The organism is Allochromatium vinosum DSM 180, assembly GCF_000025485.1.
Lineage (GTDB): Bacteria > Pseudomonadota > Gammaproteobacteria > Chromatiales > Chromatiaceae > Thermochromatium > Thermochromatium vinosum.
This window is the reverse complement of record NC_013851.1, coordinates 2,423,681-2,448,077: the sequence shown is the minus strand read 5'-3', so window position 1 is coordinate 2,448,077 and position 24,397 is coordinate 2,423,681. Positions and strand designations below refer to the sequence as shown.

Genomic DNA, 24,397 nt, shown 5'->3' with positions numbered 1-24,397 from the left:
TCTGATTGCGCTCATTGAAGACGACTGGCGAGGATCTCGATCAGACCGGGATGACTGCCGACGAGCGGCGAAACCTCGATGTGCAGAGGCGGGAAGCGCGCTTCGATACGGGCACAGATCTGGGCGATGTCGCCATCCGGTCCCGCATGCCGGCCGGCGGACAGAAAGAGCATCGAGAGCAGGATCGGCGTCTCGCGATCCGCCTCGGCCAGGCGGCTCAGCAGATCTTCGAGCAGCGGACCATTGAAATCGTACTCGGGTCCGGGACGGCGCTCCATCACCGCTTCCTCCAGCCGGACATCCGGGCCGAGGCGCCTGGCGAGCCCAAGCGCCAGCCAGCGGCGCACCGCAGTCACCTCCGGGATCGGCGATCCATGATCCACCAGCACCACCCGTTTCGGAGCGATGGCTGCGCGTGTCGCGGCAACACGGAGATTGTCGGCCAGGATCTCGATCAGGCGCGGCTCGCCCACGGGTAGCGGACAGAGTTCGGGGGCGACTTCGAGCCGGAAGGGACCGAATTCAGCCGTGATCTGGGCGGCCAGCTCAGGAACGAACTGAGTCAGCGCACGGCTTGGACCGAAGAAGAGCGGCAGGAGCCGCAGGTCGCGCCGGCCCTCGCTCACCAGGTGCCGCAGCGTGGGCGCCAGGATCTCGGCCGGCTGGCCATCGAGCCGTTCGGCTGCCACGCGATCGGCGTGCAACAGCGAGACCGGACGGACCGGCTCACCGATCTGCTCGGCGAGTCGGGCGGCGAGTCGGCGCAGATTCAGCGTCGAATCCGGACGGCTCGAACCATTGTCGACCAGCAGGACCGAGCGCATGATCGGCTCATCCAGGTGGATTGGCGGGCGGCTTGGCGCGCGCCCAGGCGCTGGCGTCCAGGGTGACGGCCATCGGGGGTGGTGTGGATGTGCGGCGCGGCCCTTCGGGGCGGGTGAGGATCCAGAGTGCGACCAGGGCCAGGATACCGCCGACCAGCAGGATGATCGGCCAGCTCGGGGCGGCGAGCGCGATCCAGATCACCAGACTGCCGGCCATGCCGACGGCGGCGGCGGTCTTGCCGGTGCGGCAGATCTCGCCGTGATCTAGGAAGCGGCGAATGGATTCGCCGAAGCGCGGATGCTCGACCAGGAAGCGGACGCGGTGCGGCCGGCTACGCAGCCACAGCCAGGTGGCACAGATCCAGAACACCGTCGTCGGCATCAGGGGAACCACCATGCCGACGAATCCGAGTCCGAAGCAGATCCAGGCCAGGACATTGTAGAGATGATGACGGCGGTCTGCGCCCGGCGCGGTGCTCGCCGTCTGGTCGTGATTGCTGGTTCCCATGGTCGGCCCTCCGCTGTTCGGGGGCGCGATTATAGTCCGTTTCGGTCAAGAATTCCCCTGTCCCGCAGGCGGTCTCCCGCGCGCAACGACGCCTCAGCGATGAATGCCATGATCGGCCAGCCACTGGACATCGAGTTCCCAGTCGACGCTCTTCACGCCCGGCTGGGCCAGCATCAGCCCCATGGCGCGTTTCTGGTGATCGATGAGATCCTGCTGGGCCGCGATCATTTCCGGGTCGTCCTGGGCCTTGCCGGCGAGCTTGGGATGGATGACCTGGAGGAAGCTGTAGGCGGGGAACTCGGGTGAGCGCGGTGTCGAGATCACGGCCACGCCGTCATGGAACGCGCGCAGACGGAATTGATAGGGGTAGCCGGCGAGCTGGGCATCCGAGGTCAAGACCTCGTCCAGGTTCCAGACCTCGGGTTTCCAGGTCGATTTGGCCCAGAAGAAGAGGGCGGCGATCAGTACGGCACCGAGCAGCAAACTATAGGTACGTGTAAAACGGTCCATGGGTGGCTATTCTCTTGGGCGGCGGTCGAGGGATCGAGCGCCAAGCATGAACCGAGCGCCCCGCAAAACCCATGAAAATCGTCAATTATGGATTTCGACCATGCGCAAATCCCATCCAGTCGTCGGTACCCAGGCCACCATCCTCATCGCCGACCTGCGCGGCTTCTCCGCCTTGATGGATTCGGTGCCGCCGACGCTGATGGTCGACCTGCTCGATCGTTTCTTCGGGCTCATGGCCAGGATCGTCGATCGCCATGGCGGTCTGGTCGACAAGTTCATGGGGGATGCGGTCATGGCCGTCTTCGGCGTGCCGACGCGCCGTCCCGACGATCTGGTCCGCGCGCTGAACTGTGCCGTCGAGATGCAGCTGGGCATGATCGACCTGAACCGTCAGAGTGAGGCACGCGGCGAGCCGCGTCTCTATGCCGGCATCGCCCTGAGCACGGGCGACGTCATGGCCGGATGCTTCGGATCGGACGTCTACAACGAATACACGGTCATCGGCAACCCCGTCAATCTGGCCTCGCGCATCGAGGGCTATGCCCTGCGTGGTCAGATCCTGCTGAGTGAGGCGGCCTTTCGCGCCGCCGGCAACGCCATCCAGGTCGGCAGCGTCAACGAGGTCCAGGTCAAGGGCCGTTCCAAACCCGTGATGCTCTACGAGCTCAAGGCCGTCAAGGAGCCGCGACTGCTGCGCGTGCCGACCATCGAGATTCGCAAGACGCCGCGCATCCTGGTCGATTTCCCGGCCGTCTTCCAGCGCGTCGAGGACAAGCGCATCCTGCCCGAGCGCTTCGTCGGGCAGATCCACGACATGGGATACTTCGGGCTGTGCGTGGATCTGCCGGTGGCGCTGCCGCCGTATTCCGAGGTTCTGATGTCGCTCGCTCCCGAGTTCGGTCTGGATGCCCAGGTCGAGGTCTATGCGCGTGTCCTGCGCTCGCAGTCGAACCGGGATCAGTTCCGGACCAATCTCCAGTTCACGACCATCGACACGCCCGGCCATCGCAGGATCAAACAGTATGTCGACCATATCCTGTGGGGGAGCTGAGCGCGATCGGGTCGATTGAGACCGAGCCCGCTTGTCGCCTATACTGCCGCCTTGACTCCATCTCTCGGCCATCCGGCCCGTTCGCAAGGAAACCCAGCATGAGGAGAATTCTTCCGGCCCTGATCGCCTTGTCGTTGGCTGGATCGCCACTGCCATCGCTGGCGGAGGATCTGCTTCAGATCTACGACATGGCTGTGGTGAGCGACCCCTCGCTGCGCGAGGCCGAACAGACGCTGTTTGCCACGCGCGAGGTCAAGCCCCAGGCGCGCTCGCTGCTCCTGCCGAGCCTCAGTCTCCAGGGCGATGCCAACTTCTACGATCTCGATTCGCGCGGCGGATCGATCGGCGATCGCAGTGATCGTTACGATACCCAGCAGATTCAGGCCGTCGTCAAGCAGAGCCTCTACAACCGGGCCAACTGGATGACGCTCCAGCAGGCCGACAACGTCATCGCCCAGGCCGAGGCCGAGTATCGCAACGCCCAGATCGCGCTCATGGTCAAGACCACCGAGGCTTATTTCGACGTGCTGCGCGCGGCCGATGCCGTGACTGTGCGCGAGGCTCTGGTGCGTGCCGATGAACGCCAGCTGGAGCAATCCAAGCAGCGTTTCGAGGTCGGTCTGGTGGCCATCACCGACGTCAACGAGAGTCAGGCCGCCTACGATAAGTCGCGCGCCGACCTCATCAGCGCCAAGAACCTGCTCGGCAATGCCTGGGAGGCGTTGCGCACCATCGTCGGGCCGATCAGCGTGCCGCTGGCGCGTCTCGGTGAAAAACTGCCGCTGTCGCCACCCGAGCCGAACGACCTCCAGGCCTGGGCCGGCACGGCCATCCGCTCCAACTACGGCATCCTGGCGTCGATCGAGTCGGTCAACGCCGCCAAGGCCACCATCGAGATCGAGCGCTCGGGCCATTTGCCCAAGCTCGACTTGCAGGCCGGCTATGATGTCTCACGCTCGGATGCCCAGTACAACGGCACTGACTCGGAGACCGGATTCGTTGGGCTGTCGCTGAACGTCCCGATCTTCCAGGGCGGTGCCGTGACCTCCAAGACCCGCGAGGCCGGTTACAAGTACCGCGCCGCCCAGGACCGGCTCGACCAGGTGCGGCGTCAGGTCGATCAGCAGGCCAAGGACGCCTTCCGCGGCATCCTCTCCAGCATCGAGGACGTCAAGGCGCGCCAGGCGGCCATCGTCTCGGCCCGTTCGGCGCTCGAATCGACCCAGGCCGGACTCGAGGTCGGCACCCGCACCCAGGTCGACGTACTCAACGCCCAGCGTAATCTGTTCCAGGCCGAGTTCGACTACATGAGCGCCCGCTACGATTACATCATCAACGGCATCAAGCTCCATCAGGCCACCAGCACCCTGAGCCGTGATGTGCTGGCCAAGGGCAACGCCTGGCTGAATCCCGATGACACCGTTCCGCCGCCGGCCTACTGACCATGTCGGGTAACAGCTTCGGTCGCAACTTCGTCGTCACCACCTTCGGTGAGAGTCATGGTCCGGCGCTCGGCGGCATCGTCGACGGTTGTCCGCCCGGTCTGGAGCTGACGGCGGCGGATCTACAGCACGATCTCGACCGGCGCAAGCCGGGACAGTCGCGCCACACCACCCAGCGGCGCGAGTCCGATCGGGTCGAGATCCTCTCCGGCATCTTCGAGGGCCGCACCACGGGCACCCCGATCGGACTCCTGATCCACAACGAGGACCAGCGCTCGCACGACTATTCCGAGATCGCCGAACGCTATCGTCCGGGACACGCTGACTACAGCTACGAGCAGAAATACGGCGTGCGCGACTATCGCGGCGGCGGGCGTTCCTCGGCGCGCGAGACCGCGATCCGGGTCGCCGCCGGAGCCATCGCCAAGAAGTATCTGGCCGAACGGCTCGGCATCCGTCTTCGCGGTTATCTCTCCCAGCTCGGTCCCTGGCGTCCGCGCGGTTTCGATTGGGAGCAGGTCGAGCACAATCCCTTCTTCTGGCCCTGTGCCGAGACGGTGCCGGAGCTGGAAGCCTACATGGACGCCCTGCGCAAATCGGGCGACTCGATCGGCGCGGCCGTGACCGTGGTCGCCTCGGGCGTGCCGACCGGGCTTGGCGAACCCATCTTCGACCGGCTCGACGCCGACATCGCCCATGCGCTCATGAGCATCAACGCCGTTAAGGGCGTGGAGATCGGCGCCGGTTTCGCCTGTATCGAGCAAAAGGGCACGGAACACCGCGACCCCATGACCCCCGAGGGTTTCCTGACCAACAATGCCGGCGGCATCCTCGGCGGCATCTCCACGGGGCAGGACATCATCGCCCGCATCGCGCTCAAGCCGACCTCCAGCATCCGGCTACCGGGCCGGAGCATCGACCGGCATGGCGCGGCGGTCGAGGTCGTCACCACGGGGCGTCACGATCCCTGTGTCGGCATCCGCGCCACGCCTATCGCCGAGGCCATGCTGGCGCTGGTGCTCATGGATCACACCCTGCGTCATCGCGCACAGAACGCTGAGGTCGTGCCGCCGATCCCGGCGATTCCGGCCGAGCCGCGTCCCAACTCCTGATCCGGCTTCCTGGCCCCGCCGACTCGGACCGATCCGGTTCGGGAGGCGGGGTCGGTCGCGCTTCATCCAGCGAGCCGCCCCATGCCGTACTGGCGTCTGTCGAGCTATTACCTGTTCTATTTCGCCTCGCTCGGGGCGCTCGTGCCCTATTGGGGGCTCTATCTCCAGGACGCCGGATTCGAGCCGCTCGCCATCGGGGTGCTGATGGCGATCCTCACAGGAACCAAGATCGTGGCCCCCGTGGTCTGGGGGCACATCGTCGATCACACCGGGCGACGCATGCAGGTGGTGCGACTCGGCTCAGTACTCGCCGTGCTGGGCTTTGCGACCCTCTCTGTCACGGACGGCTTCTGGGGCATGGCCCTGACCCTGTTGCTGTTCAGCTTCTTCTGGAACGCCTCGCTGCCGCAGATGGAGGCGCTGACCTTCAACCATCTGCGCGAGCGCCCGACCCGCTATGCCCTGGTGCGCGTCTGGGGGTCGGTGGGGTTCGTGCTGGTGGTGGTGGCGCTGGGGCTGGCGCTGGAACACGGCTCGCTGGCTCAGGTGCCGGTGTGGGTGCTGCTCTTGACGGTCGGGATCTGTCTGGCGACCTTTGTGGTACCGGACAGCGCACCCGGCCAGGCCACGCCGTCTGCCGTGTCGCTGCGCGCGCTGTTGCTTCAACCGAGCGTGCTGGCCTTCTTCGGCGCCTGCTTCCTGATGCAGCTGAGTCACGGCATCTACTATGCCTTCTATTCCATCCATCTGGAGGCGGCCGGTTATTCGAGCACGGCGGTCGGTTGGCTGTGGGCGCTGGGCGTCATCGCCGAGGTGCTGATCTTTCTGATCATGCATCGCCTGCTGGAGCGTTTCGGCGCGCGGCGTGTCCTGCTCTGGAGTCTGGCGCTGGGTGGCGTGCGCTGGATTCTGATCGGGGTCTTCGTCGACCAGCCGGTCGTGATGTTCGCCGCGCAATGGCTCCATGCCGCGACCTTCGGCACCTTCCATGCCTCGGCGATTCATCTGGTCCATCATGTGTTTCCCGGGCGCACCCAGGGGCGCGGTCAGGCGCTTTACAACAGTCTGAGCTTCGGTGCCGGCGGGGCGGCCGGGAGTCTGATCGGCGGTCTGCTGTGGGCCGATGCGGGTCCGGCCATCACCTTCGGAATCGGCGCCATCGCGTCGACAGTGGCATGGTTCGTTGCCTGGCGCTGGATGAGCGGCGCGCTCTACCGTCATTGATCGCCGGGGCAGTCGGTCATCCGACCGACGGTACGCAAAGCCGGCATGTTATGATTCCCGGCGTCTCATCGACTGAATTCGATCCATCCTGGCGTTGATCATCCGTGGCGAACCCCCGGTTCATCAGTCGTCGCCGAAAACGAGTCCGCTCAGGAGTCCCAGCGATCCTGAAACATTTTGTTTATCTTTTCTATTCGACTCTGGATCGCGCGGATAGACATCTCAGGAAAGCGCCGCCTTCATGCCAGCCTCAAACGCTCCCTATCCTGTCCTGTCGGGACGACGCTATCCGCCCGGCGCGACGGTCGAGGATGCGGGCGTCAACTTCTCCGTCTACAGCCGGCACGCCACCGGGGCCGAACTACTGCTCTACGAGGACGCCGCCAGCCCTGAACCCTTTCAGGTCATCCGGCTCGATTCGCGCACCAATCACACCTTCTTCTCCTGGCATGTGATGGTCCAGGATCTGCCGCCGGGCACCCATTACACCTGGCGTCTGGAAGGACCGAACGATCCGCACGGACACGGCTGGCGCTTCGATCCGAGCATCGAGCTGGTCGATCCCTGGGCGCGCGCGGTCAATGTCGCCGGTTGGGATCGCTGGCAACGCCAGCGCCAGGGCGTGAAGCCGCATGACTCGCCGCGCGCCATCGTGCTCGCCGAGGAGTACGACTGGGAGGGCGACGAACCCCTCCGTTTGTCGAGCGAGCAGATGATCATCTACGAGCTGCACGTCGGCGGCTTCACCCGCCATCCCAGCTCGGGCGTCCGCCATCCGGGCACCTTTCTCGGTCTGATCGGAAAGATCCCCTATCTCAAGGAACTCGGCATCACGCATGTCGAGCTGATGCCGGTGATGGCCTTCGACGAGCAGGACGTGCCCGAGGCGGTCTGGAAGGCGGGTCTGCGCAACTTCTGGGGCTACAGCAGTTTCGGCTTCTTCTCGCCGCATCCGGGCTTCTGCGTCACCCCCGAACGGGGCACGCACAGACGCGAGTTCCGCAATATGGTCAAGGCGCTGCATCGCGCCGGGATCGGCGTCATCCTCGACGTGGTCTTCAACCACACCAGCGAGGGCGGGGCGGGCGGCCCCACGCTCACCTTCAAGGGCTTCGGCAACGAGACCTTCTACTGTCTGGACGCCATCGACAAGGGGATCTATCTCGACTTCACCGGCTGCGGCAACACGGTCAACGCCAATCATCCGCTCGTGACCAACTTCATCATCGAGGCGCTCGAATACTGGGTGCGCGAGATGCACGTCGACGGTTTCCGGTTCGATCTGGCCAGCGCCATGGCACGCGACAGCGATGGACGCCCCCTGTCCAACCCGCCGGTACTTTGGGGCATCGAGCTCTCCGACACCCTGGCGGCGACCAAGATCATCGCCGAGGCCTGGGATGCCGCCGGGCTCTATCAGGTCGGCACCTTTCCCGGCTATCGCTGGATGGAATGGAACGGACGCTATCGCGACACGATTCGGCGCTTCGTGCGCGGCGATCGCGGTCTGGTGCCCGAGATCGCCACCCGGATCTCGGGCAGCAGCGATCTCTACGAGGCCAATCTGCGCAAACCGATCAACAGCATCAACTTCGTCACCTGTCACGACGGCTTCACGCTCTGGGATCTGGTCTCCTACAACCGCAAGCACAATCTGGCCAATCACGAGGGCAACCGCGACGGCACCGACGACAATCTGAGCTGGAACTGCGGCACCGAGGGCGAGACCCCGAACCTCGAAGTGCTGACCCTGCGCCGCCGTCAGGCCAAGAACCTGCTCACCCTGCTGTTCCTGAGTCAGGGCATCCCCATGCTGCTGGCCGGCGACGAGGTGCTGCGCTCGCAGAGGGGCAACAACAACGCCTGGTGTCAGGACAACGAGACCAGTTGGCTCGACTGGTCGCTGATGGAGCGCAACGCCGCCATGCTGCGCTTCGTGCGTGGACTGATCGCGCTGCGCAAGCGTCATCCCAGTCTGCGCCATCGTCACTTCCTCGCCGGTCAGCCGCTGCCGGGCGGCACACTCCCGGACGTGGTCTGGCACGGGCTGGAACTCGAGGCTCCGCCCTGGGATGATCCCGAGAGCCAGATCCTGGCCTTCACGCTCGCCCCGGTCTGTCCCGACGAGGCGCTGTTGCATGTCATGATCAACATGAGCGATCGTGCGCTACGCTTCGCGCTGCCCGAGATCGCCCCGGCGCGCTGGTCTCTGGCCCTGGACACGGCACGCGCCTCGCCGACGGATGTCGTGCCGCCCGCGGATCAATGCCCCGTCGACGAGGCGCGCCAACTGGTGCGCTCCAGGAGTATCCTGGTGCTCGAAGGGTGGCCGGAGCCGGGTCGTTCCGCCGCGAATCCCAACTAAGGAGAAGGCCGGTCAGGCGATGGAGGCATCCATGGCTCGAACACAGATCTTTCACGCGCTCGGGCTGCATATGCATCAGCCCCCCGGCAATCTGCGCCTGCTGTTCGAGGCCAATCCCTGGGAGGCCGAGCAGATCCTGCGCTGTTACGAGCGTGCCCTGCGCTATGCCGAACAGTACGCGGATGTGGCGCGGCTGCATGTGAGCTTTTCGGGCGTGCTGCTGGAACAGTTGCTCGATCCCGAGGTCGTCGCGCGCTACCGTCACATCGTCGACATCCCCGAGATGCTCGAACGCTACCGTGCTGCCGACAATATCGAGCTGCTCGGTCTGGGCTACTATCACCCGATCTTTCCGCTGATCCCGCACGCCGACTGGACCGAACAGCTCCAACGCGGCCGCGCCATCATCGGCGAGGTCTTCGGGCGTGCGCCACGCGGCTTCTGGCCGCCCGAGCTGGCGTTCTCGATGGAGATGATCCCGGCCCTGGTCCAGGCCGGCTATGACTATGCCATCGTCGACGGCGTGCACGTGCGCCCCGAGGATGGTATCAACGACATCTTCAGGCCCTATGTCGCCTGTCACCAAGGGGCCTGTCTGACCATCGTTCCGCGCGATCGTGACGTCTCCAATGCCCAGGCGCGCGGTCTGAATCCGCGCTGGTTCCGCGACGAGCTGTCCTGGCGCGCCACCCTCTCGCCGCGTCCGGACGCGGCGCGGCTCGTCACCACCTGGTCGGATGGCGAGAACGGCGGCTGGTTCAGACAGACCCACGAGCCATCCGGCTTCTTCGGCCATTTCTTCGCGCCCTACATGGAACAGTATCGTGGTGGCGACACCTCGATCATCCCCGTGAAACTCAGTGACTATCTCGACCGGCAGCGTCCGATCGCCCATGCCCGGGTGCAGACCGGCTCCTGGAGCGTCGGTTCATCGACGGACGCGGATCTCGCGCCCTGGATCGGCTCGGAGAGCCAGCGCCAGGCCATCGATCAGGTGCGCCGTCTGAGCGAGCGCTACTGGTCGCTCTGCCGCAGCCGCCCGGACGCCGAGCGGTTCGCGGGCGAGGCGCTGGCCCGCGCGCGCCATCAGATCCTCGAAGCCGAGACGAGCTGCTTTCTGTATTGGGGCGAGGCCTGGCTGCCGCACCTCCAGGCCCGCACCCGACCCGCCGCCGCCGCGCTCGATGAGGCCGCGGCCATCCTGAACGCCCAGCCACCAGTCGACCCGGTTTGAACAGCACTGATCCGATGCCGAGTGTCACGCCCGATCTGATGCCGCCTGAGGCGCCGCTCGTTCCAGTCTTCCCGCTCGGCGGCGCGGCGCGCGCGCTGGCGCTCTATCCAGGCACGGCCGGCGAGGTCCGGGTGCACTGGCGGCTGAGTGCCGACGAGGTCGTGGGGCAGGGGGCGCGCTTTCCGAGCGCGGATGGCGCTCCGGAGGCCGTACTGCGGCTCGGGCGTCTGCGCGCCGGGGGCGGCTCCGAGCCGGTTCACGAGCGGCGTCTGCGTCTGTCCGGACTGAGCGGGAGCGGGGAGGTCGCCTTCCGGATCGGCGACGACTTCGGTCTGTTCGAGGCCGAGCTGGGGCTGATGAACTCCGGGGGCGGCTGGCTGCTGCTGGCACGCTCCAACCGGCTCCAGTCGGCGCGCGGACTGGGTCTGGAGTCACTGCGTCATCCGGATTCCTGGAACCATCCGGATTCGTGGGATCGTCCGGAGGCGCCGAGCCAGACGATCGACTCGGAACCGTCGGCGAGTCCAGTCTGGCCCACCGATGCCGCGACAGCCGGAACCGCCGAGAGGTCCGAAACGCCGCCCACCCTGGTCGGCCGGCCGGACGCCGCCGGCGTTCGCGTCCCGACCGCGATCCCGGTACTGAACTACGCCGACCCGGCCCCCGCGACGACCCGCGTGGTCATCGAGGCCGAACTCCGTATCCACGGCTGGAGTGCGCCCAACACCGAGATCGATCTCTTCGGGCAACGATATCGCGTGGGTCCGGGCGGGCGCTTTCAGCTCAACGTCAAAGTCGAGGATCCCGAGCTCATCCGGCGCGCCCTGGAGCGGCATCCGCCGCCCGAGTCGGTCGATCCACGCGAATCGTCCTCCTGACTCCAGCCGGATCGAAACGATGCATATCGCCATGGTCAGCGCCGAGTGCGCACCCATCGCCAAGGCCGGCGGTCTCGGGGATTTCGTTCAGGGTCTGGCGCGCGAGCTGGCCCGCTGCGGCGAGCGCGTGGAGGTCATCCTGCCGGCCTACGACAGTCTGCGGCTCGCGTCCTCGGATCAACCGCGCCCGCTCGGCATTGAGTTCCAGGTTCCCTTCCGGGGCGTGCCGATCGACTGCCGGATTCTCGGTCTGAGCCTGGATGGCTATGAATGCCGCCTGATCGCCCCGCGTTCGGCACAGCGCTTCTTCGAGCGCGGTCGCCTCTATGGGGAGCCGGACGACGCCGAGCGCTTCGCCTTCTTCTCGCGCGCCGTCGCGGACTATGTCTCGCGCTCCGAGTCGCGTCCGGACGTGCTGCACTGCAACGACTGGCAGACCGGCCTGATTCCGGTGCTGCTCGCCGAGCGCCAGGCCGCAGACGAGCGGATTCCGGTCTGCTACAGCCTGCACAATGTCGGCTATCAGGGTTGGGTCGAGGCCGATCTGCTGACGGCTGTCGGGCTGGACCCGGCGCGCCTGCTCACACCCGAGCGGCTGGCCGACCCCGGCGATCCGCGCCGTGCCAATCTCATGAAGGGCGGCATCGCGGCGGCCGATGTCGTCAACACCGTCTCGCCGCGCTACGCCTGGGAGATCCAGAACACCGAGCAGGGGATGGGGCTGCAAGCCTGGTTCCAGCGTCATGACTACAAGTTCGGCGGCATCCTCAACGGCATCGACGAGACGGTCTGGAATCCGCTGACCGATCCGCTCATCCCGGTCAATTTCGGACCCGAGACCCTGCCGCGCAAGGCGCTCGACCGCCAGGCGCTGCGTGCGCGTCTCGGTCTGGAGGAGGCGAGCGACCGACCGATCATCGCCGTCGTCAGCCGTCTGGATCGGCAGAAGGGTGTGGATCTGATCGCGCACGGTCTCCAGTATGGACTGGCGTCCGGCGCTCAGATCGCGCTCCTGGGCAGCGCGATCGAACCGGCCATCGCCGAGCGCTTCGCACAGCTCAAATCGCGGCTGGAGGCCAGCCCGCACGCCCGTCTCGAACTCGGCTACGACGAGTCGCTGGCCCACCTGATCTATGCCGGGGCCGATCTGGTCCTCATCCCCAGTCTCTACGAGCCCTGCGGTCTGACCCAGTTGATCGCCATGCGCTATGGCACCGTGCCGATCGCGCGCCGGGTCGGCGGATTGACCGACACCATCCAGGACGCCAACTATTCCAGCGCCCCCTTCGAGTCGCGCAATGGGTATCTCTTCGACGAACCGACCACCGAAGCGCTGGAGGGGGCCATGGATCGGGCCATCGCACTCTGGCGCGACCACCCCGACTATTTCAGCCGGTTGCGCCTCAATGGGATGCAGGGTGACTATTCCTGGCGCCGGCCGGCGCGGGAGTATCGCGATCTCTACGCCTACGCGCGGCAGGCTCAGTGCTCACGCGCATCGGCCTCGTCCAGGAGATGACGGATACCTGCCAGTGCCAGATCGCCGACGTCCGAGAATTCGATCCCCAGACGCCAGGGTTCGTCGCTCGTCGACAGCGAGATCCAGGCCACCGAGCCGACGGCCTGGATCCAGGCGGAGGTCTCGCTCGACTCCAGTTCCACCAGCAACCGCGAGTGGATCGGCACCATCTGAGCGCTGCGCACCTGCATGCCGCCCTCGCTGATGTCGCGCGAGGTCACTTCCTGGATGCCAGGCACGGCGCTGAGCGCCTCCAGACTGAGTGGAAAGATCCGGGCCTGTCCCGTCCAGTTCACCCGCCGGTGACACCGCCGCTCATCGACCGTCTTGTCTGGGATCATGATCTCGGCCCTCATTGCTCGAATAAAGAACACTGTGCTCTGGCCATCACCAGGCACGACAAACGCCTCCTCCACCTCAATCGATATACTTTAGTATAGATCCATCGTGCCGTTCGAAGACCGAACCCGTCTCCAGTCATCGCCTCCGCCACACATCATGTCCAGCTCTCAATCACCACGTCCGCCACGCCTCATGGGTATCCTCAACATCACGCCGGACAGCTTTTCCGACGGCGGCCGATACCTGGAGCGCGAAGCTGCCGTCGCGCGCGCGCTCAGGATGCTGGAGGAGGGCGCCGACATCCTCGACATCGGCGGTGAATCGACCCGCCCCGGTTCGGCTCCGGTGCCGCCCGAGGAGCAGGAACGGCGCATCCTGGACGTGATCCGTCAGCTGCGCGACTGTATCCCCGCCAGGATTCCGCTGAGCATCGATACCACTTGGGCGAGTGTGGCACGCGCTGCGCTCGCCGCCGGCGCCGACTGGATCAACGACACCTCGGCCGGACTCGACGACCCCGACATGCTGCCCCTGGCCGCTGAACTCCAGGCGCCCATCGTGCTCATGCACCGTCGCGGCACGCCCCGGACCATGCAGCGTGCGCCCGAATACCGGGACGTGGTCGTCGAGGTCCGCGATCATCTGGCCGCACGCGCCGAGGCCGCCCTCGCCGCCGGTGTGCGCGAGTGCGATATCCTGCTCGATCCGGGCATCGGCTTCGGCAAGGATCAGGAGCACAATCTGAAACTGCTGGCCGGATTGGGCCGCCTGGTCGAGCTGGGTTTTCCGGTCCTGCTCGGGACGAGCCGCAAGCGCTTCCTCGGCGCGCTCTGTGGCGATGTGGCGCCGGACGAGCGGGTGGCAGCCACCTGTGCCACCACGGCGCTGGCTGTCATGCAGGGCGTGGACACCTTTCGCGTGCACGATGTGGCCGCCAACCGGCAGGCCGCCGACGTCGCCTGGGCCATCGCATGCCGCTCGACAGGTGAGTGAACCTTGAACAAGACCAACAACGGCGTTCAGTCGCGTTCGGCGAGCCACTGGTTCTTGCAGCTCGTCGGCTCAGGACTCGGCGCCCCCTTGCAGATACTGACCCTGGGACTGGTGGGGGCGGGCATCTTCGTCGCCGTCACCCTGCCCGAGCTGCCGGACGTCCAGACCCTGCGTGACGTCCAGCTCCAGGAGCCGCTGCGTGTCTACAGCACCGATGGACGCCTCATCGGTGAGTTCGGCATCGAGCGCCGGCGTCCGGTGTCGATCCGCCAGATCCCGCCGCTGGTCATCGACGCCTTCCTCGCCACCGAGGACAGCCGCTTCTTCGAACATCGCGGCATCGACACCCAGGGTCTCGGGCGCGCCGTCCTGAGCTACCTGAGCACCGGCGAGAAGGCCCAGGGCGGCAGCACCATCAGCATGCAGCTCACGCGCAACGTCTTCCTCTCGCCCGAGAAGACCTTCCAGCGCAAGCTCGCCGAAGTACTGCTGACCCTGCACGTCGAGCAGACCCTGACCAAGGAAGAGATCCTGGAGCTCTATCTGAATCAGATCTTCTTCGGGCATCGCGCCTACGGCGTCTCGGCAGCGGCGGCCTTCTACTACGACAAGCCGCTCGACCGGCTCACGATCGCCGAGGCGGCCATGCTCGCCGGCATCCCCAAGGCACCCTCGACCAACAATCCCGTCACCAATCCCGAGCGTGCCCTGGAGCGGCGCGACTACATCCTTGGACGCATGCTCGAACTCGGCTACATCGACGCCGGACAGCACGCCGCCGCCATCGCCACGCCCGACACGGCCCAGGCCCATCGGCCCGGCCCGGACCTGGAGGCCGGCTATATCGCCGAGATGGTCCGCGCCGAGATCGTGCGCTTCTACGGCGAGGAGGCCATCAATCGCGGCTATCGTGTCACCACCACGCTCGAACCGCGTTTGCAGGTCGCCGCGCAGGAGGCCGTGCGCCGCGCGCTGCGTCAGTACGACCGCCGTCACGGCTATCGCGGCCCGGAGGCGACCCTTGACCTTGCCGGACTGAGCGAGGTCGAACTCGACGCCTATCTGGACGAGGTCACGCGCGTCCCCGATCTGGTTCCAGGACTCGTGACCCGCGTCTCGTCGGTCGGTGCCGAGATCTACATCGGCGGCGGTGAGCAGGTCGAGCTGTCGCGCAAGGCGCTCAGTTGGGCGCGCACCCAGCGCAACCTGGCACGCTGGCAGGGCGAGCGACGCCGTGGCCCACATGCGGTCGCGGTCGGCGATCTGGTGCGGCTCAGACGCTCATCCAAAGGCGACTGGGTGTTGACGCCGATCCCGGCCGTCTCCGGCGCCCTGGTCAGCCTCGATCCGCATGACGGCGCGGTCCGGGCGCTGGTCGGCGGCTATGCCTTCAGCGACTCCAAGTTCAACCGCGCCGTCGACATGCGCCGCCAGCCCGGCTCCAGCTTCAAGCCCTTCGTCTATGCCACTGCGCTCGAACGCGGCTGGACACCGGTCAGCCTGCTGCGTGATCAGGCCGTCAAACTCACGGGCAATCAGCGCTGGAATCCCAAGAACGCCGACCACCGGGAACTCGGTCCCATTTCGATGCGCAAGGCGCTGGCGCTCTCACGCAATCTGGCGAGCATCAATCTGTTGCAGAGCGTCGGGCTGGAGGAGGCGCAGACCTACATCCGTCGCTTCGGCTTCGATACCCAGGCCCTGCCGCTCGGACTGTCCATGGTGCTCGGCACCGGCGAACTCGCGCCGGTCAAGCTCGCCGAGGGCTATGCGGTCTTCGCCAATGGCGGTTATCACGTCACACCCTATTTCATCCAGCGCATCGAGGACGGTGACGGTCAGATCGTCTTCGAGGCCCGTCCGGCGCGCGCCTGCCCGGATTGCTGGTACAAGACCGGCGGCACGTCCGCCACCACGCGCGGACTGGCCGCTCAGGGACAGGGGCTGGCCGAGCGCGTGATCGATCCGCGCACCGCCTACCAGATGACCTCGCTCCTGCGCGAGGTCATCGAGCGCGGCACCGGCACCCGCGCCAAGAAGCTCGAGCGCCCCGACATCGTCGGCAAGACCGGCACCACCAACGACATCCGCGACTCCTGGTTCGCCGGCTATCAGGCCGAGTTCGTGACCATCGCCTGGATGGGCTTCGACGATTTCGGCAAACTCGGCCGGGGCGAGGAGGGCGGCAAGGCGGCGCTCGGGATGTGGGTCGACTTCATGGAACAGGCGCTCGACGGGCGCCCCGTCGCCACCCTGGACCCGCCGTCCGGACTCGTCGAAGTTCGGGTCGACCCGGATCGCGGGGTCGAGACCAAGGCCAAGAGCGGTGTCGTGGAACTGGTTCAGGAGGAGTATCGCGACGCCCTGCTCGGTCCCGAACCGATCAGGGTCGCCGGCCCGGCCACGGCTGGCGAGCGCACCGACCGGGGTTCGGGCCGGCCCCCGGCGCCGCGCGTCATGGATGATCTCTTCTGAGTGATGATTTATCCCGAGCGCGGCGGTAGACTTGACGGCTTTCACCCACATCACTCCATGAGGTTCCGCCGTGGTCGCCCCCGAGTCAGACTTTCACCGCATCAAGCGGTTGCCGCCCTATGTCTTCAACATCGTCAATGAGTTGAAGGCCGAGGCGCGAGCCCGGGGCGAGGACATCATCGACTTCGGCATGGGCAACCCGGACCAGGGCACGCCCCAGCACATCGTCGACAAGCTCGTCGAGTCCGCGCAGCGTCCCGACACGCATCGCTATTCGATGTCGCGCGGCATCCCGCGTCTGCGCCGCGCCGTCTGCAACTGGTATCGCGATCGCTTCGACGTGCATCTCGACCCGGAGAGCGAGGCCATCCTGACCATCGGTTCCAAGGAGGGTCTGGCCCATCTGGCGCTCGCCACCATGGGCGCGGGCGACACCGTGCTGGTGCCCAATCCGGCTTATCCGATCCATCCCTACGGCTTCATCATCGCCGGGGCCGACGTGCGTCATGTGCGGCTGACGCCGGACGTGGATTTCTTCGATGAGCTGCAGAAGGCGATCCAGGATTCCTGGCCCAAGCCCAAGATGCTGGTGCTCAACTTCCCCGGCAATCCGACCACGCAGTGCGTCGAACTGGACTTCTTCCAGAAGGTCATCGACATCGCCCGGGAGCATGGGATCTGGGTCGTGCACGATCTGGCCTATGTCGACATCGCCTTCGACGGCTACAAGCCGCCCTCGATCCTCCAGATCCCGGAGGCCAAGGACATCGCCGTCGAGTTCTTCACCCTCTCGAAGAGCTACAACATGCCCGGCTGGCGCGTCGGCTTCATGTGCGGCAACAAGACCCTGGTCTCGGCGCTGGCGCGTATCAAGTCCTATCTCGACTATGGCACCTTCACCCCGATCCAGGTCGCGGCCATCGCCGCGCTGGAGGGGCCGCAGGAGTGCGTGCGCGAGATCAGCGACATGTACCAGAGCCGGCGCGACGTGCTGTGCGCGGGTCTGAACGCCGCCGGCTGGCCGGTCGAGCCGCCGAAGGCGACCATGTTCGTCTGGGCGCCGATCCCCGAGCCCTATCGGGCGATGGGATCGCTGGAGTTCTCCAAGAAGCTCTTGCGTGATGCCAAGGTCGCGGTGGCTCCAGGCATCGGCTTCGGCGAATACGGCGACACCCATGTGCGCTTCGGCCTGATCGAGAACGAACACCGCACGCGCCAGGCCATCCGCGGCATCAAGGAGATGTTCCGGCGCGACGCGCGCGCGGGCGCCTGATTTTTTCTGGCCAGCCGCAGACCGCTGGAGCGGTCGGCCGGCGTTCCCATGCTGGAGCCTGGGAACGCGCGGACATCCTGGACTAGACACAGCTTTGAGGTAACTGCATGGAACCGGTGAAGATCGGTCTACTGGGCTTGGGAACCGTCGGCGGCGGCACGGCGACGGTGCTGACGCGCAATGCGCGCGAGATCGCCCGCCGCGCCGGTCGCGGCATCGAGATCGCCCGCGCGGCCGCGCGCGAGTATCGCCCCGAGCTGATCGAGGGCCTGGACCAGATCGGTCACATCGGCGACGACGCCTTCGATCTGGTCGAGGATCCGGACATCCAGATCGTCGTCGAGCTGATCGGCGGCTACTCGCCGGCGCTGGAGCTGGTGATGCGGGCCATCGAGAACGGCAAACACGTCGTCACCGCCAACAAGGCCCTGATCGCCAAGCACGGCAACGAGATCTTCGCCGCCGCGCGTGAGAAGGGCGTCATGGTCGGCTTCGAGGCGGCGGTCGCGGGCGGCATCCCCATCATCAAGGCGCTGCGCGAAGGCTTGGCCGCCAACCACATCGAATGGATCGCCGGCATCATCAACGGCACCGGCAACTTCATCCTCAGCGAGATGCGCGACAAGGGGCGGGCGTTTGCCGACGTGCTCGCCGAGGCTCAGGCGCTCGGCTATGCCGAGGCCGATCCGACTTTCGACGTCGAGGGCATCGACGCGGCGCACAAGCTCACCATCCTCGGCTCGCTCGCTTTTGGTATCCCGCTGCAATTCGAGCGCTGCTTCACCGAGGGCATCTCGCGCATCGACGCCCAGGACGTGGCCAATGCCGCTGAACTCGGCTATCGCATCAAGCATCTGGGCATCGCGCGCCGTTCGCCCGGCGGGATCGAGCTGCGTGTGCATCCGACCCTGATCCCCGAGCGGCGGCTGCTGGCCAATGTCGATGGGGTCATGAACGGGGTGCTGGTCAAGGGCGATGCGGTCGGTCCGACGCTCTACTACGGGGCTGGAGCCGGTGCGCTGCCGACCGCCTCGGCGGTGGTCGCAGATCTGGTCGACGTGACGCGCGCCCTGACCACCGATCCCAACAACCGGGTGCCGCATCTGGCCTTCCAGCCCGACGAGCTGGCCGACACGCCGGTGCTGGCGATGGAGTCGATCGAGACCTCCTACTATCTGCGGCTCACGGCGCTCGACCGACCCGGTGTCATGGCGCGCATCGCCAGCATCCTGGGCGAGGAGGGCATCAGCATCGAGGCCATCAAGCAGAAAGCCCCCGCTACCGGCGAGACTCAGGTGACGCTGGTCATGCTCACCCATCGGGTGATCGAGGGCCGGATGAACACCGCCATCGCCCGTATCGAGGCGCTGGATTCGGTGCAGGGGGCAGTGGTGCGCATCCGTATGGAATCACTGTCAGGCTGAATCAGAGATACAGCAGCCCCAGGATGACCCCGCCGAGCAGGAAGCGATAGAGCGCGAAAGGCAACATGCTGATGCGCTCGATGAAGCTCAGGAAGAAGCGGATGGTGAGATAGGCGACCAGATAGGACACCATGGCACCGAGCACCAGTCCGCTCCAGTCGACCGGCTCGGCGGTCTGAACCAGCTCCAGCGTCTCCAGCCCGCCGGCCATGAGAATGGTCGGGATGGCGAGCAGGAACGAGAAGCGCGAGGCGGCCTGGCGCGTGAGTCCGAGCAGAAGGCCGGCCGTGATGGTGATGCCCGAGCGCGAGGTGCCGGGGATGATGGCGACGGCTTGCAGCAGACCGATGACGAGCGCATCGCCCCAGCCGAGTCCGTATTCGTCGCGCTCGCGCCGTCCGCGCCAGTCGGCCCACCACAGCAGCAGACCGAAACCGATGGTCGTGCCCGCGATCACCAGGGCGATGAGCTGATCGTCTTCGCGCAGCCATTCCAGCACCGACTTCAGCGGCAGTCCCAGCACCACCACCGGCAGCGTGGCCAGCACGATCATCCAGCCGAGCCGCGCGTCCGGGTCGTCGAAGCGTCGCGTGCGCAGCGAATCCAGCACCGCGACCAGCATGCGTGCGATCTCGCGCCTGAAGTAGACGATCACGGCGGCGAGCGTGCCCAGATGGACGGCGACATCGAAGGCCAGACTCTGAAGCTCGTAACCGAACAGTAGCGGCGTGAGCACCAGATGGCCCGAGCTGGAGATCGGCAGGAATTCGGTGAGGCCCTGGACGAAGGCCAGGACGAGGATTTGGATGGTTTCCACTGACGCAGCGCTCTCGGAGACAGGGCGCGTAGTATAGCGCCGGATCAGTCGCAAAGTTCCAGCATTCGCCAGGTCTCGACGGGCGGCAATCGGGCGCGCGCCACGGCGGCGATATAGCCGGGGGCCGGGACGAGGTGAGCGATCTCGGGTGCGGCGCTTCCGGGCGGGCGCGGGCGGAAGAGTCCGCGCCCATCGCATTTGACGTCGGCTTCCAGAGCCGTCCAGGCGAGGTGGAAACACTCCAGGCGCTCAGGCTCGGAGAGCGCTTCCAGTTCGGCGACCGTCGCCGGATCGAACAGGCGCCGGGCGATGGCCGGCAGATTGGCGCGCGGCCGGACCCACTCGCAATCGACGCCGAGCGCGGCGTCCGGTCCGACACTCAACGCCACCAGCGCCAGATCGCCGCTATGGCTGAAGCTGAAGGACAGCCAGCGATCGGCACCATCCAGATAGGGCTTGCCGGTCGGGTGGCGTTCGATCCGGATCTGTGTCGGCGGCCGGTCCAGGTAGGTAGCGAGGATACGGTTGAGACCGGCCAGAGCCCGGACATAGCGCGCCCGGTGTATGTCATGACGCAGGGCGTCGACACGCGCGCGCTGCGCCTCGTTCAGCAGTGTCCCGCACCTGTCCGGATCTGCCCCGCCTTCACCTGTGTCGATGCGCCACAGATGCAGCTCACCCGGTTCGAGTCGCGCGTCGAAATCCGGATTCGGTCGATTGGGCGCCGGGCGCCAGGGAGTGATGTGACGATTCATGTGTCCAGTCGGTCGATCGAGTGTGTCCGCCGTTCGTGCGGCGGCCGTATCCATCCGCGCGCGGATGAAGCGCGGCGCGTGTCGCCGTATAATCGCGCATCCAGCCATGATAGGGGATGGACGTGCGAAACCCGGATGACTCATCGCTCGAAGCGCGTCTGGAGGCGCTGTGCGCCAAGGGCTGTCGTCAGGTCCGGCGCGATATCGCCGCGCTCGAATCCGGCGCCGAGCTGCCCGAGACCCAGGGACTGACCGCCGACGAGCGCGTCTGGTTGCTCGCCGAGCTGAAACAGATCATGGCCGTCTATGGCGATACCTGCCGCCTGTGATCCAGTGACCGTCCTGCGTCGCCCATCCGTCCCCAACCCCCGCTTCCGATCCTTCAGACAGAGTCCGCTCATCCATCATGACCCCGATCATCGAGACCATCAGTCAGGAACTCGCCGCGCGTCCGGCCCAGGTCGAAGCGGCCGTGAGGCTGCTCGACGAGGGCGCCACCGTGCCCTTCATCGCGCGCTATCGCAAGGAGGCCACCGGCGGTCTCGACGATATCCAGTTGCGTCATCTCGAAGAGCGGCTCGGCTATCTGCGCGAACTCTCCGAGCGCCGGACGGCGGTGCTCAAGAGCATCGAGGAGCAGGGCAAGCTGACCGCTGAACTCCAGACCGCCATCGAGGCCGCCGACACCAAGCAGCGGCTCGAAGACCTCTATCTGCCGTTCAAGCCCAAGCGGCGCACCAAGGCGCAGATCGCGCGCGAGGCCGGACTGGAGCCGCTGGCCGATGCCATGCTCGCCGATCCGTCGCAGTCGCCCGAGGCGCTGGCCGCCGGTTTCGTCGATGCAGGCAAGGGCGTGGCGGATGTCGCCGCCGCGCTGGAGGGGGCGCGTCAGATCCTGATGGAGCGCTTCGCCGAGGACGCCGAGCTGGCCGGACGCCTGCGCGATCATCTCTGGGAGCAGGGCATCCTGGTCTCGACCGTGGTCGCGGGCAAGGAGCAGGAGGGCAACAAGTTCTCAGATTACTTCGACTATCGCGAGCCGATCGCCAGGGTGCCCTCGCATCGGGCACTGGCGCTGTTTCGCGGGCGCAATCAGGGCGTGCTCAACCTGGAGCTGCTGGCGGGGGAGGGCGAAGATCCCGAGGCGGTCTGTCGCGGGCTGGTCGCCGCGCGCTTCGGTGTCCGCGATCAGGGGCGTCCGGGCGATGGCTGGTTGCTGGAGACGGTGCGCAAGGCGTGGCGCGTGAAGCTGTTCACCCGGCTCGATCTCGAACTCAAGGGGCGGCTACTGGAGTCGGCGGAGGACGAGGCGATCCGCGTGTTCGGACTCAATCTCAAGGCGCTGCTGCTGGCCGCGCCGGCCGGACGACTGCCGACCCTGGGGTTGGACCCAGGGCTTCGTACCGGGGTCAAGGTCGCGGTGGTCGATGCCACCGGCAAGGTCGCCGCGACCGACACGATCTATCCGCATGTGCCCAAGAACCAGTGGGACGCCTCAATCGCGCGGCTGGCGCAACTGGCTCGTGCGCATGGCGTCAAGCTCATCAGCATCGGCAACGGCACCGCCTCGCGCGAGACCGATAAGCTCGCTCGCGACCTGATCGCGCGCCATCCCGAGCTGGGGCTGAAATCGCTCGTCGTCAACGAGGCGGGCGCCTCGGTCTATTCGGCCTCAGAGTTCGCGTCCAAGGAACTGCCCGAGCTGGACGTCTCGCTGCGCGGCGCGGTCTCGATCGCGCGCCGGTTGCAGGATCCGCTCGCCGAACTGGTCAAGATCGAGCCAAAAGCGATCGGTGTCGGCCAGTATCAGCACGACGTCAACCAGACGCGGCTGGCGCGCACCCTGGACGCCGTGGTCGAGGACTGCGTGAACGCGGTCGGCGTGGATCTCAATACCGCCTCGGTGCCGCTGCTCACTCAGGTCTCGGGACTCAACCGCAGTCTGGCCGAGAACATCGTCGCCTTCCGCGAGGCCAATGGCGCCTTCTCCAGCCGCAAGAAACTGATGGCGGTGCCGCGTTTCGGCGACAAGGCGTTCCAGCAGAGCGCGGGCTTTCTGCGCGTTCCCGATGGCGAGGAGCCGCTCGATGCCTCGGCGGTGCATCCGGAGGCCTATCCGGTGGTGCGGCGCATCGCCGAGTTCACCGGCAAGGATGTGCGCGGTCTGATCGGCGACACCGCGACCCTGCGCCGGCTCGATCCGGCCGCCTTCACCGATGAGCGCTTCGGTCTGCCGACCGTGAAAGACATTCTGGCCGAGCTGGAGAAACCCGGCCGCGATCCGCGTCCCGAGTTCAAGACCGCGCAGTTCAAGGAGGGCGTCGAGACCCTGAAGGATCTGGAGCCGGGCATGATCCTGGAAGGCACTGTGACCAATGTCACCAACTTCGGCGCCTTCGTCGACATCGGTGTGCATCAGGACGGGCTGGTGCACATCTCGGTGCTGTCCGACCGCTTCGTGAAAGATCCGCACGAGGTCGTCAAATCCGGCGACCTGGTCAAGGTCAAGGTGCTGGAAGTCGATCTGGAGCGCAAGCGGATCGCCTTGAGCCGGCGTTTGGACGAGCCGGCTGAACGCACGCGCTCGGGGCGGTCGGAGACGGCAGAGCGGGGCGCTCGTCAGTCCCAGCCCAAAAACACCGCTCCGGAAAAGGCACGCGGCGGCAAGGAGCGTAATCGTCCGAGCAGCGCGCCGGCGTCCGGGATGGGCGGCGCCCTGGCCGATGCTTTTGCCAAGGCGCGTAAGTCTTGAGTCCTGACCGTCAACGAGCGCGCCCCGTTTTGGACGCAATCAGCGTATCCCGAGCAGATCCAGCGCCAGCGGCCACTGATCCAGCAATGTCTGCGGTGATATGAACCAGACGCTCCAGAAGGCGACATGCATAAAGACGATGGTCCAGTAGACCGCCTGATATCTGGTCTTGACAGTCTTGTGACGCATGGTTTGCTGGGCGATATAGGCACCTGGCCAGCCGCCCAGGGCTTCGGCTAGATGGAGCGTGGATTCGGGGACACGCCATTGTCCACGAATGGCGCTCAATTTGTCGCGGGCGTACAGCAGAAAGGCCGCCAGACTGGCGGCTGGATAAGCGATCAATGGAATTGGACTGATGGGAAACAGCGTGATAGCGCCGGCGATACAGCCAAGCGCCAGCAGTGAGACGAACAGCGTTTTGGCGTCGAGCTTCAGGGGTCTCAAGGTCTCGTCCTGCCGCCTGTCGCGCCGTGCACCTTCCCGCTGTCGATCGCGCGCGCGGGATTCATGCGTGGAAAATGGCTGTCTGTTGTCCTCCCGTGCCGGTCGACGGCGACTGATTTCACCCGCCGGTTGGGGGCGGTCGATTCCAGGTACTGCATTGGCCAGGACCGCCTTGAGCACACGCGGCCCGCGTCCCTGTGGGTCATCGGTCGCACTGAAGATCAATCGGGTGCCAATATCCGGAACCGGGCGCATCGGCAAGGCGCTGATATGCACAAAGACATCTTTGCCGCCGTCGTTGGGTCGGATGAAACCGAAGCCCTTGGCGTCGTCCCAGCGAACCAAAGTTCCTTCACGCAACGGGTTCCTGTCTGTTTGGAGATCCATGAACTGATGCCACCCTTGGAGTACGAGTCGATTGGACAAGTCTCGCTATTGTGCCGCTTCGCCGG

At 66.1% G+C, this 24,397-nt stretch carries 21 protein-coding genes; 14 read left to right on the top strand and 7 right to left on the bottom strand.

Annotated features, from left to right (window positions below; translation table 11 throughout):
• Positions 1–11: 11 nt before the first annotated feature.
• The 3 genes from ALVIN_RS10660 to ALVIN_RS10650 all read right to left on the bottom strand — a co-directional run bounded on the left by ALVIN_RS10660 (position 12) and on the right by ALVIN_RS10650 (position 1,842).
• Positions 12–824 (bottom strand): sirohydrochlorin chelatase, encoded by an 813-nt coding sequence (locus ALVIN_RS10660; protein WP_012971332.1) that lies wholly within the window; start codon positions 822–824, stop codon positions 12–14.
• A 7-nt stretch (positions 825–831) separates the two neighbouring features.
• The gene (locus tag ALVIN_RS10655; protein ID WP_012971331.1) at positions 832–1,332 is read right to left on the bottom strand and encodes a YbaN family protein; all 501 of its coding nucleotides are present in this window, start codon (positions 1,330–1,332) and stop codon (positions 832–834) included.
• 93 nt (positions 1,333–1,425) lie between these two features.
• Positions 1,426–1,842, bottom strand: coding sequence for a hypothetical protein (locus ALVIN_RS10650; RefSeq protein ID WP_012971330.1), 417 nt, complete (start codon positions 1,840–1,842; stop codon positions 1,426–1,428).
• Between the two features lie 100 nt (positions 1,843–1,942).
• Between ALVIN_RS10650 and ALVIN_RS10645 the strand changes: the two genes are divergently transcribed.
• The 8 genes from ALVIN_RS10645 to ALVIN_RS10610 all read left to right on the top strand — a co-directional run bounded on the left by ALVIN_RS10645 (position 1,943) and on the right by ALVIN_RS10610 (position 12,667).
• Positions 1,943–2,893: an adenylate/guanylate cyclase domain-containing protein gene (locus ALVIN_RS10645; protein WP_012971329.1), complete on the top strand. Its 951-nt coding sequence runs from the start codon at positions 1,943–1,945 to the stop codon at positions 2,891–2,893.
• Between the two features lie 98 nt (positions 2,894–2,991).
• Positions 2,992–4,335, top strand: coding sequence for a TolC family outer membrane protein (locus tag ALVIN_RS10640; RefSeq protein ID WP_012971328.1), 1,344 nt, complete (start codon positions 2,992–2,994; stop codon positions 4,333–4,335).
• Between the two features lie 2 nt (positions 4,336–4,337).
• Positions 4,338–5,447, top strand: a complete 1,110-nt coding sequence (aroC, locus tag ALVIN_RS10635; RefSeq protein WP_012971327.1) for a chorismate synthase — start codon at positions 4,338–4,340, stop codon at positions 5,445–5,447.
• A gap of 81 nt (positions 5,448–5,528) precedes the next feature.
• On the top strand, positions 5,529–6,671 hold the full coding sequence (locus ALVIN_RS10630; protein WP_012971326.1) for an MFS transporter: 1,143 nt from the start codon (positions 5,529–5,531) through the stop codon (positions 6,669–6,671).
• 241 nt (positions 6,672–6,912) lie between these two features.
• Positions 6,913–9,036 carry a glycogen debranching protein GlgX gene (gene glgX, locus ALVIN_RS10625; RefSeq protein WP_012971325.1) on the top strand — a complete coding sequence of 708 codons (2,124 nt, stop codon included), beginning with the start codon at positions 6,913–6,915 and terminating at the stop codon, positions 9,034–9,036.
• A 31-nt stretch (positions 9,037–9,067) separates the two neighbouring features.
• Positions 9,068–10,270: a glycoside hydrolase family 57 gene (locus ALVIN_RS10620; RefSeq protein WP_012971324.1), complete on the top strand. Its 1,203-nt coding sequence runs from the start codon at positions 9,068–9,070 to the stop codon at positions 10,268–10,270.
• On the top strand, positions 10,267–11,148 hold the full coding sequence (locus ALVIN_RS10615) for a hypothetical protein (RefSeq protein WP_148217497.1): 882 nt from the start codon (positions 10,267–10,269) through the stop codon (positions 11,146–11,148). The genes ALVIN_RS10620 and ALVIN_RS10615 overlap by 4 nt, the downstream gene beginning before the upstream one ends.
• A 19-nt stretch (positions 11,149–11,167) precedes the next feature.
• Complete coding sequence (locus ALVIN_RS10610; protein WP_012971322.1) at positions 11,168–12,667, top strand: glycogen synthase; 1,500 nt, start codon at positions 11,168–11,170, stop codon at positions 12,665–12,667.
• Here ALVIN_RS10610 and ALVIN_RS10605 read toward each other — a convergent pair.
• Positions 12,631–13,008 carry a PilZ domain-containing protein gene (locus ALVIN_RS10605; RefSeq protein WP_012971321.1) on the bottom strand — a complete coding sequence of 126 codons (378 nt, stop codon included), beginning with the start codon at positions 13,006–13,008 and terminating at the stop codon, positions 12,631–12,633. The two genes, ALVIN_RS10610 and ALVIN_RS10605, sit on opposite strands and share 37 nt — an antisense overlap.
• 157 nt (positions 13,009–13,165) lie before the next feature.
• Between ALVIN_RS10605 and folP the strand changes: the two genes are divergently transcribed.
• From folP to ALVIN_RS10585, 4 genes are all read left to right on the top strand, one after another.
• The gene (gene folP, locus ALVIN_RS10600; RefSeq protein ID WP_012971320.1) at positions 13,166–14,002 is read left to right on the top strand and encodes a dihydropteroate synthase; all 837 of its coding nucleotides are present in this window, start codon (positions 13,166–13,168) and stop codon (positions 14,000–14,002) included.
• Between the two features lie 3 nt (positions 14,003–14,005).
• Positions 14,006–16,477 (top strand): penicillin-binding protein 1A, encoded by a 2,472-nt coding sequence (locus tag ALVIN_RS10595; protein WP_012971319.1) that lies wholly within the window; start codon positions 14,006–14,008, stop codon positions 16,475–16,477.
• Between the two features lie 70 nt (positions 16,478–16,547).
• Positions 16,548–17,750 carry an alanine transaminase gene (alaC, locus tag ALVIN_RS10590; RefSeq protein ID WP_012971318.1) on the top strand — a complete coding sequence of 401 codons (1,203 nt, stop codon included), beginning with the start codon at positions 16,548–16,550 and terminating at the stop codon, positions 17,748–17,750.
• 107 nt (positions 17,751–17,857) lie between these two features.
• Entirely contained in the window at positions 17,858–19,174 is a 1,317-nt protein-coding gene (locus ALVIN_RS10585) for a homoserine dehydrogenase (protein WP_012971317.1), read from the top strand.
• A gap of 1 nt (position 19,175) precedes the next feature.
• Here ALVIN_RS10585 and ALVIN_RS10580 read toward each other — a convergent pair whose 3' ends face one another.
• Together ALVIN_RS10580 and ALVIN_RS10575 are read right to left on the bottom strand one after the other, a co-directional pair.
• Positions 19,176–19,991 (bottom strand): undecaprenyl-diphosphate phosphatase, encoded by an 816-nt coding sequence (locus tag ALVIN_RS10580; protein ID WP_012971316.1) that lies wholly within the window; start codon positions 19,989–19,991, stop codon positions 19,176–19,178.
• A 44-nt stretch (positions 19,992–20,035) separates the two neighbouring features.
• Positions 20,036–20,746 carry a 4'-phosphopantetheinyl transferase family protein gene (locus ALVIN_RS10575; protein ID WP_012971315.1) on the bottom strand — a complete coding sequence of 237 codons (711 nt, stop codon included), beginning with the start codon at positions 20,744–20,746 and terminating at the stop codon, positions 20,036–20,038.
• 116 nt (positions 20,747–20,862) lie between these two features.
• On the opposite strand from ALVIN_RS10575, the gene ALVIN_RS10570 reads away from it, so the two are divergent.
• Together ALVIN_RS10570 and ALVIN_RS10565 are read left to right on the top strand one after the other, a co-directional pair.
• Entirely contained in the window at positions 20,863–21,075 is a 213-nt protein-coding gene (locus ALVIN_RS10570) for a hypothetical protein (RefSeq protein ID WP_012971314.1), read from the top strand.
• A gap of 77 nt (positions 21,076–21,152) precedes the next feature.
• Positions 21,153–23,498 carry a Tex family protein gene (locus tag ALVIN_RS10565; protein WP_012971313.1) on the top strand — a complete coding sequence of 782 codons (2,346 nt, stop codon included), beginning with the start codon at positions 21,153–21,155 and terminating at the stop codon, positions 23,496–23,498.
• A gap of 39 nt (positions 23,499–23,537) precedes the next feature.
• Here the strand turns inward: ALVIN_RS10565 and ALVIN_RS10560 are convergent, their stop codons facing one another.
• Entirely contained in the window at positions 23,538–24,332 is a 795-nt protein-coding gene (locus ALVIN_RS10560; protein ID WP_012971312.1) for a cold shock and DUF1294 domain-containing protein, read from the bottom strand.
• Positions 24,333–24,397: the final 65 nt, after the last annotated feature.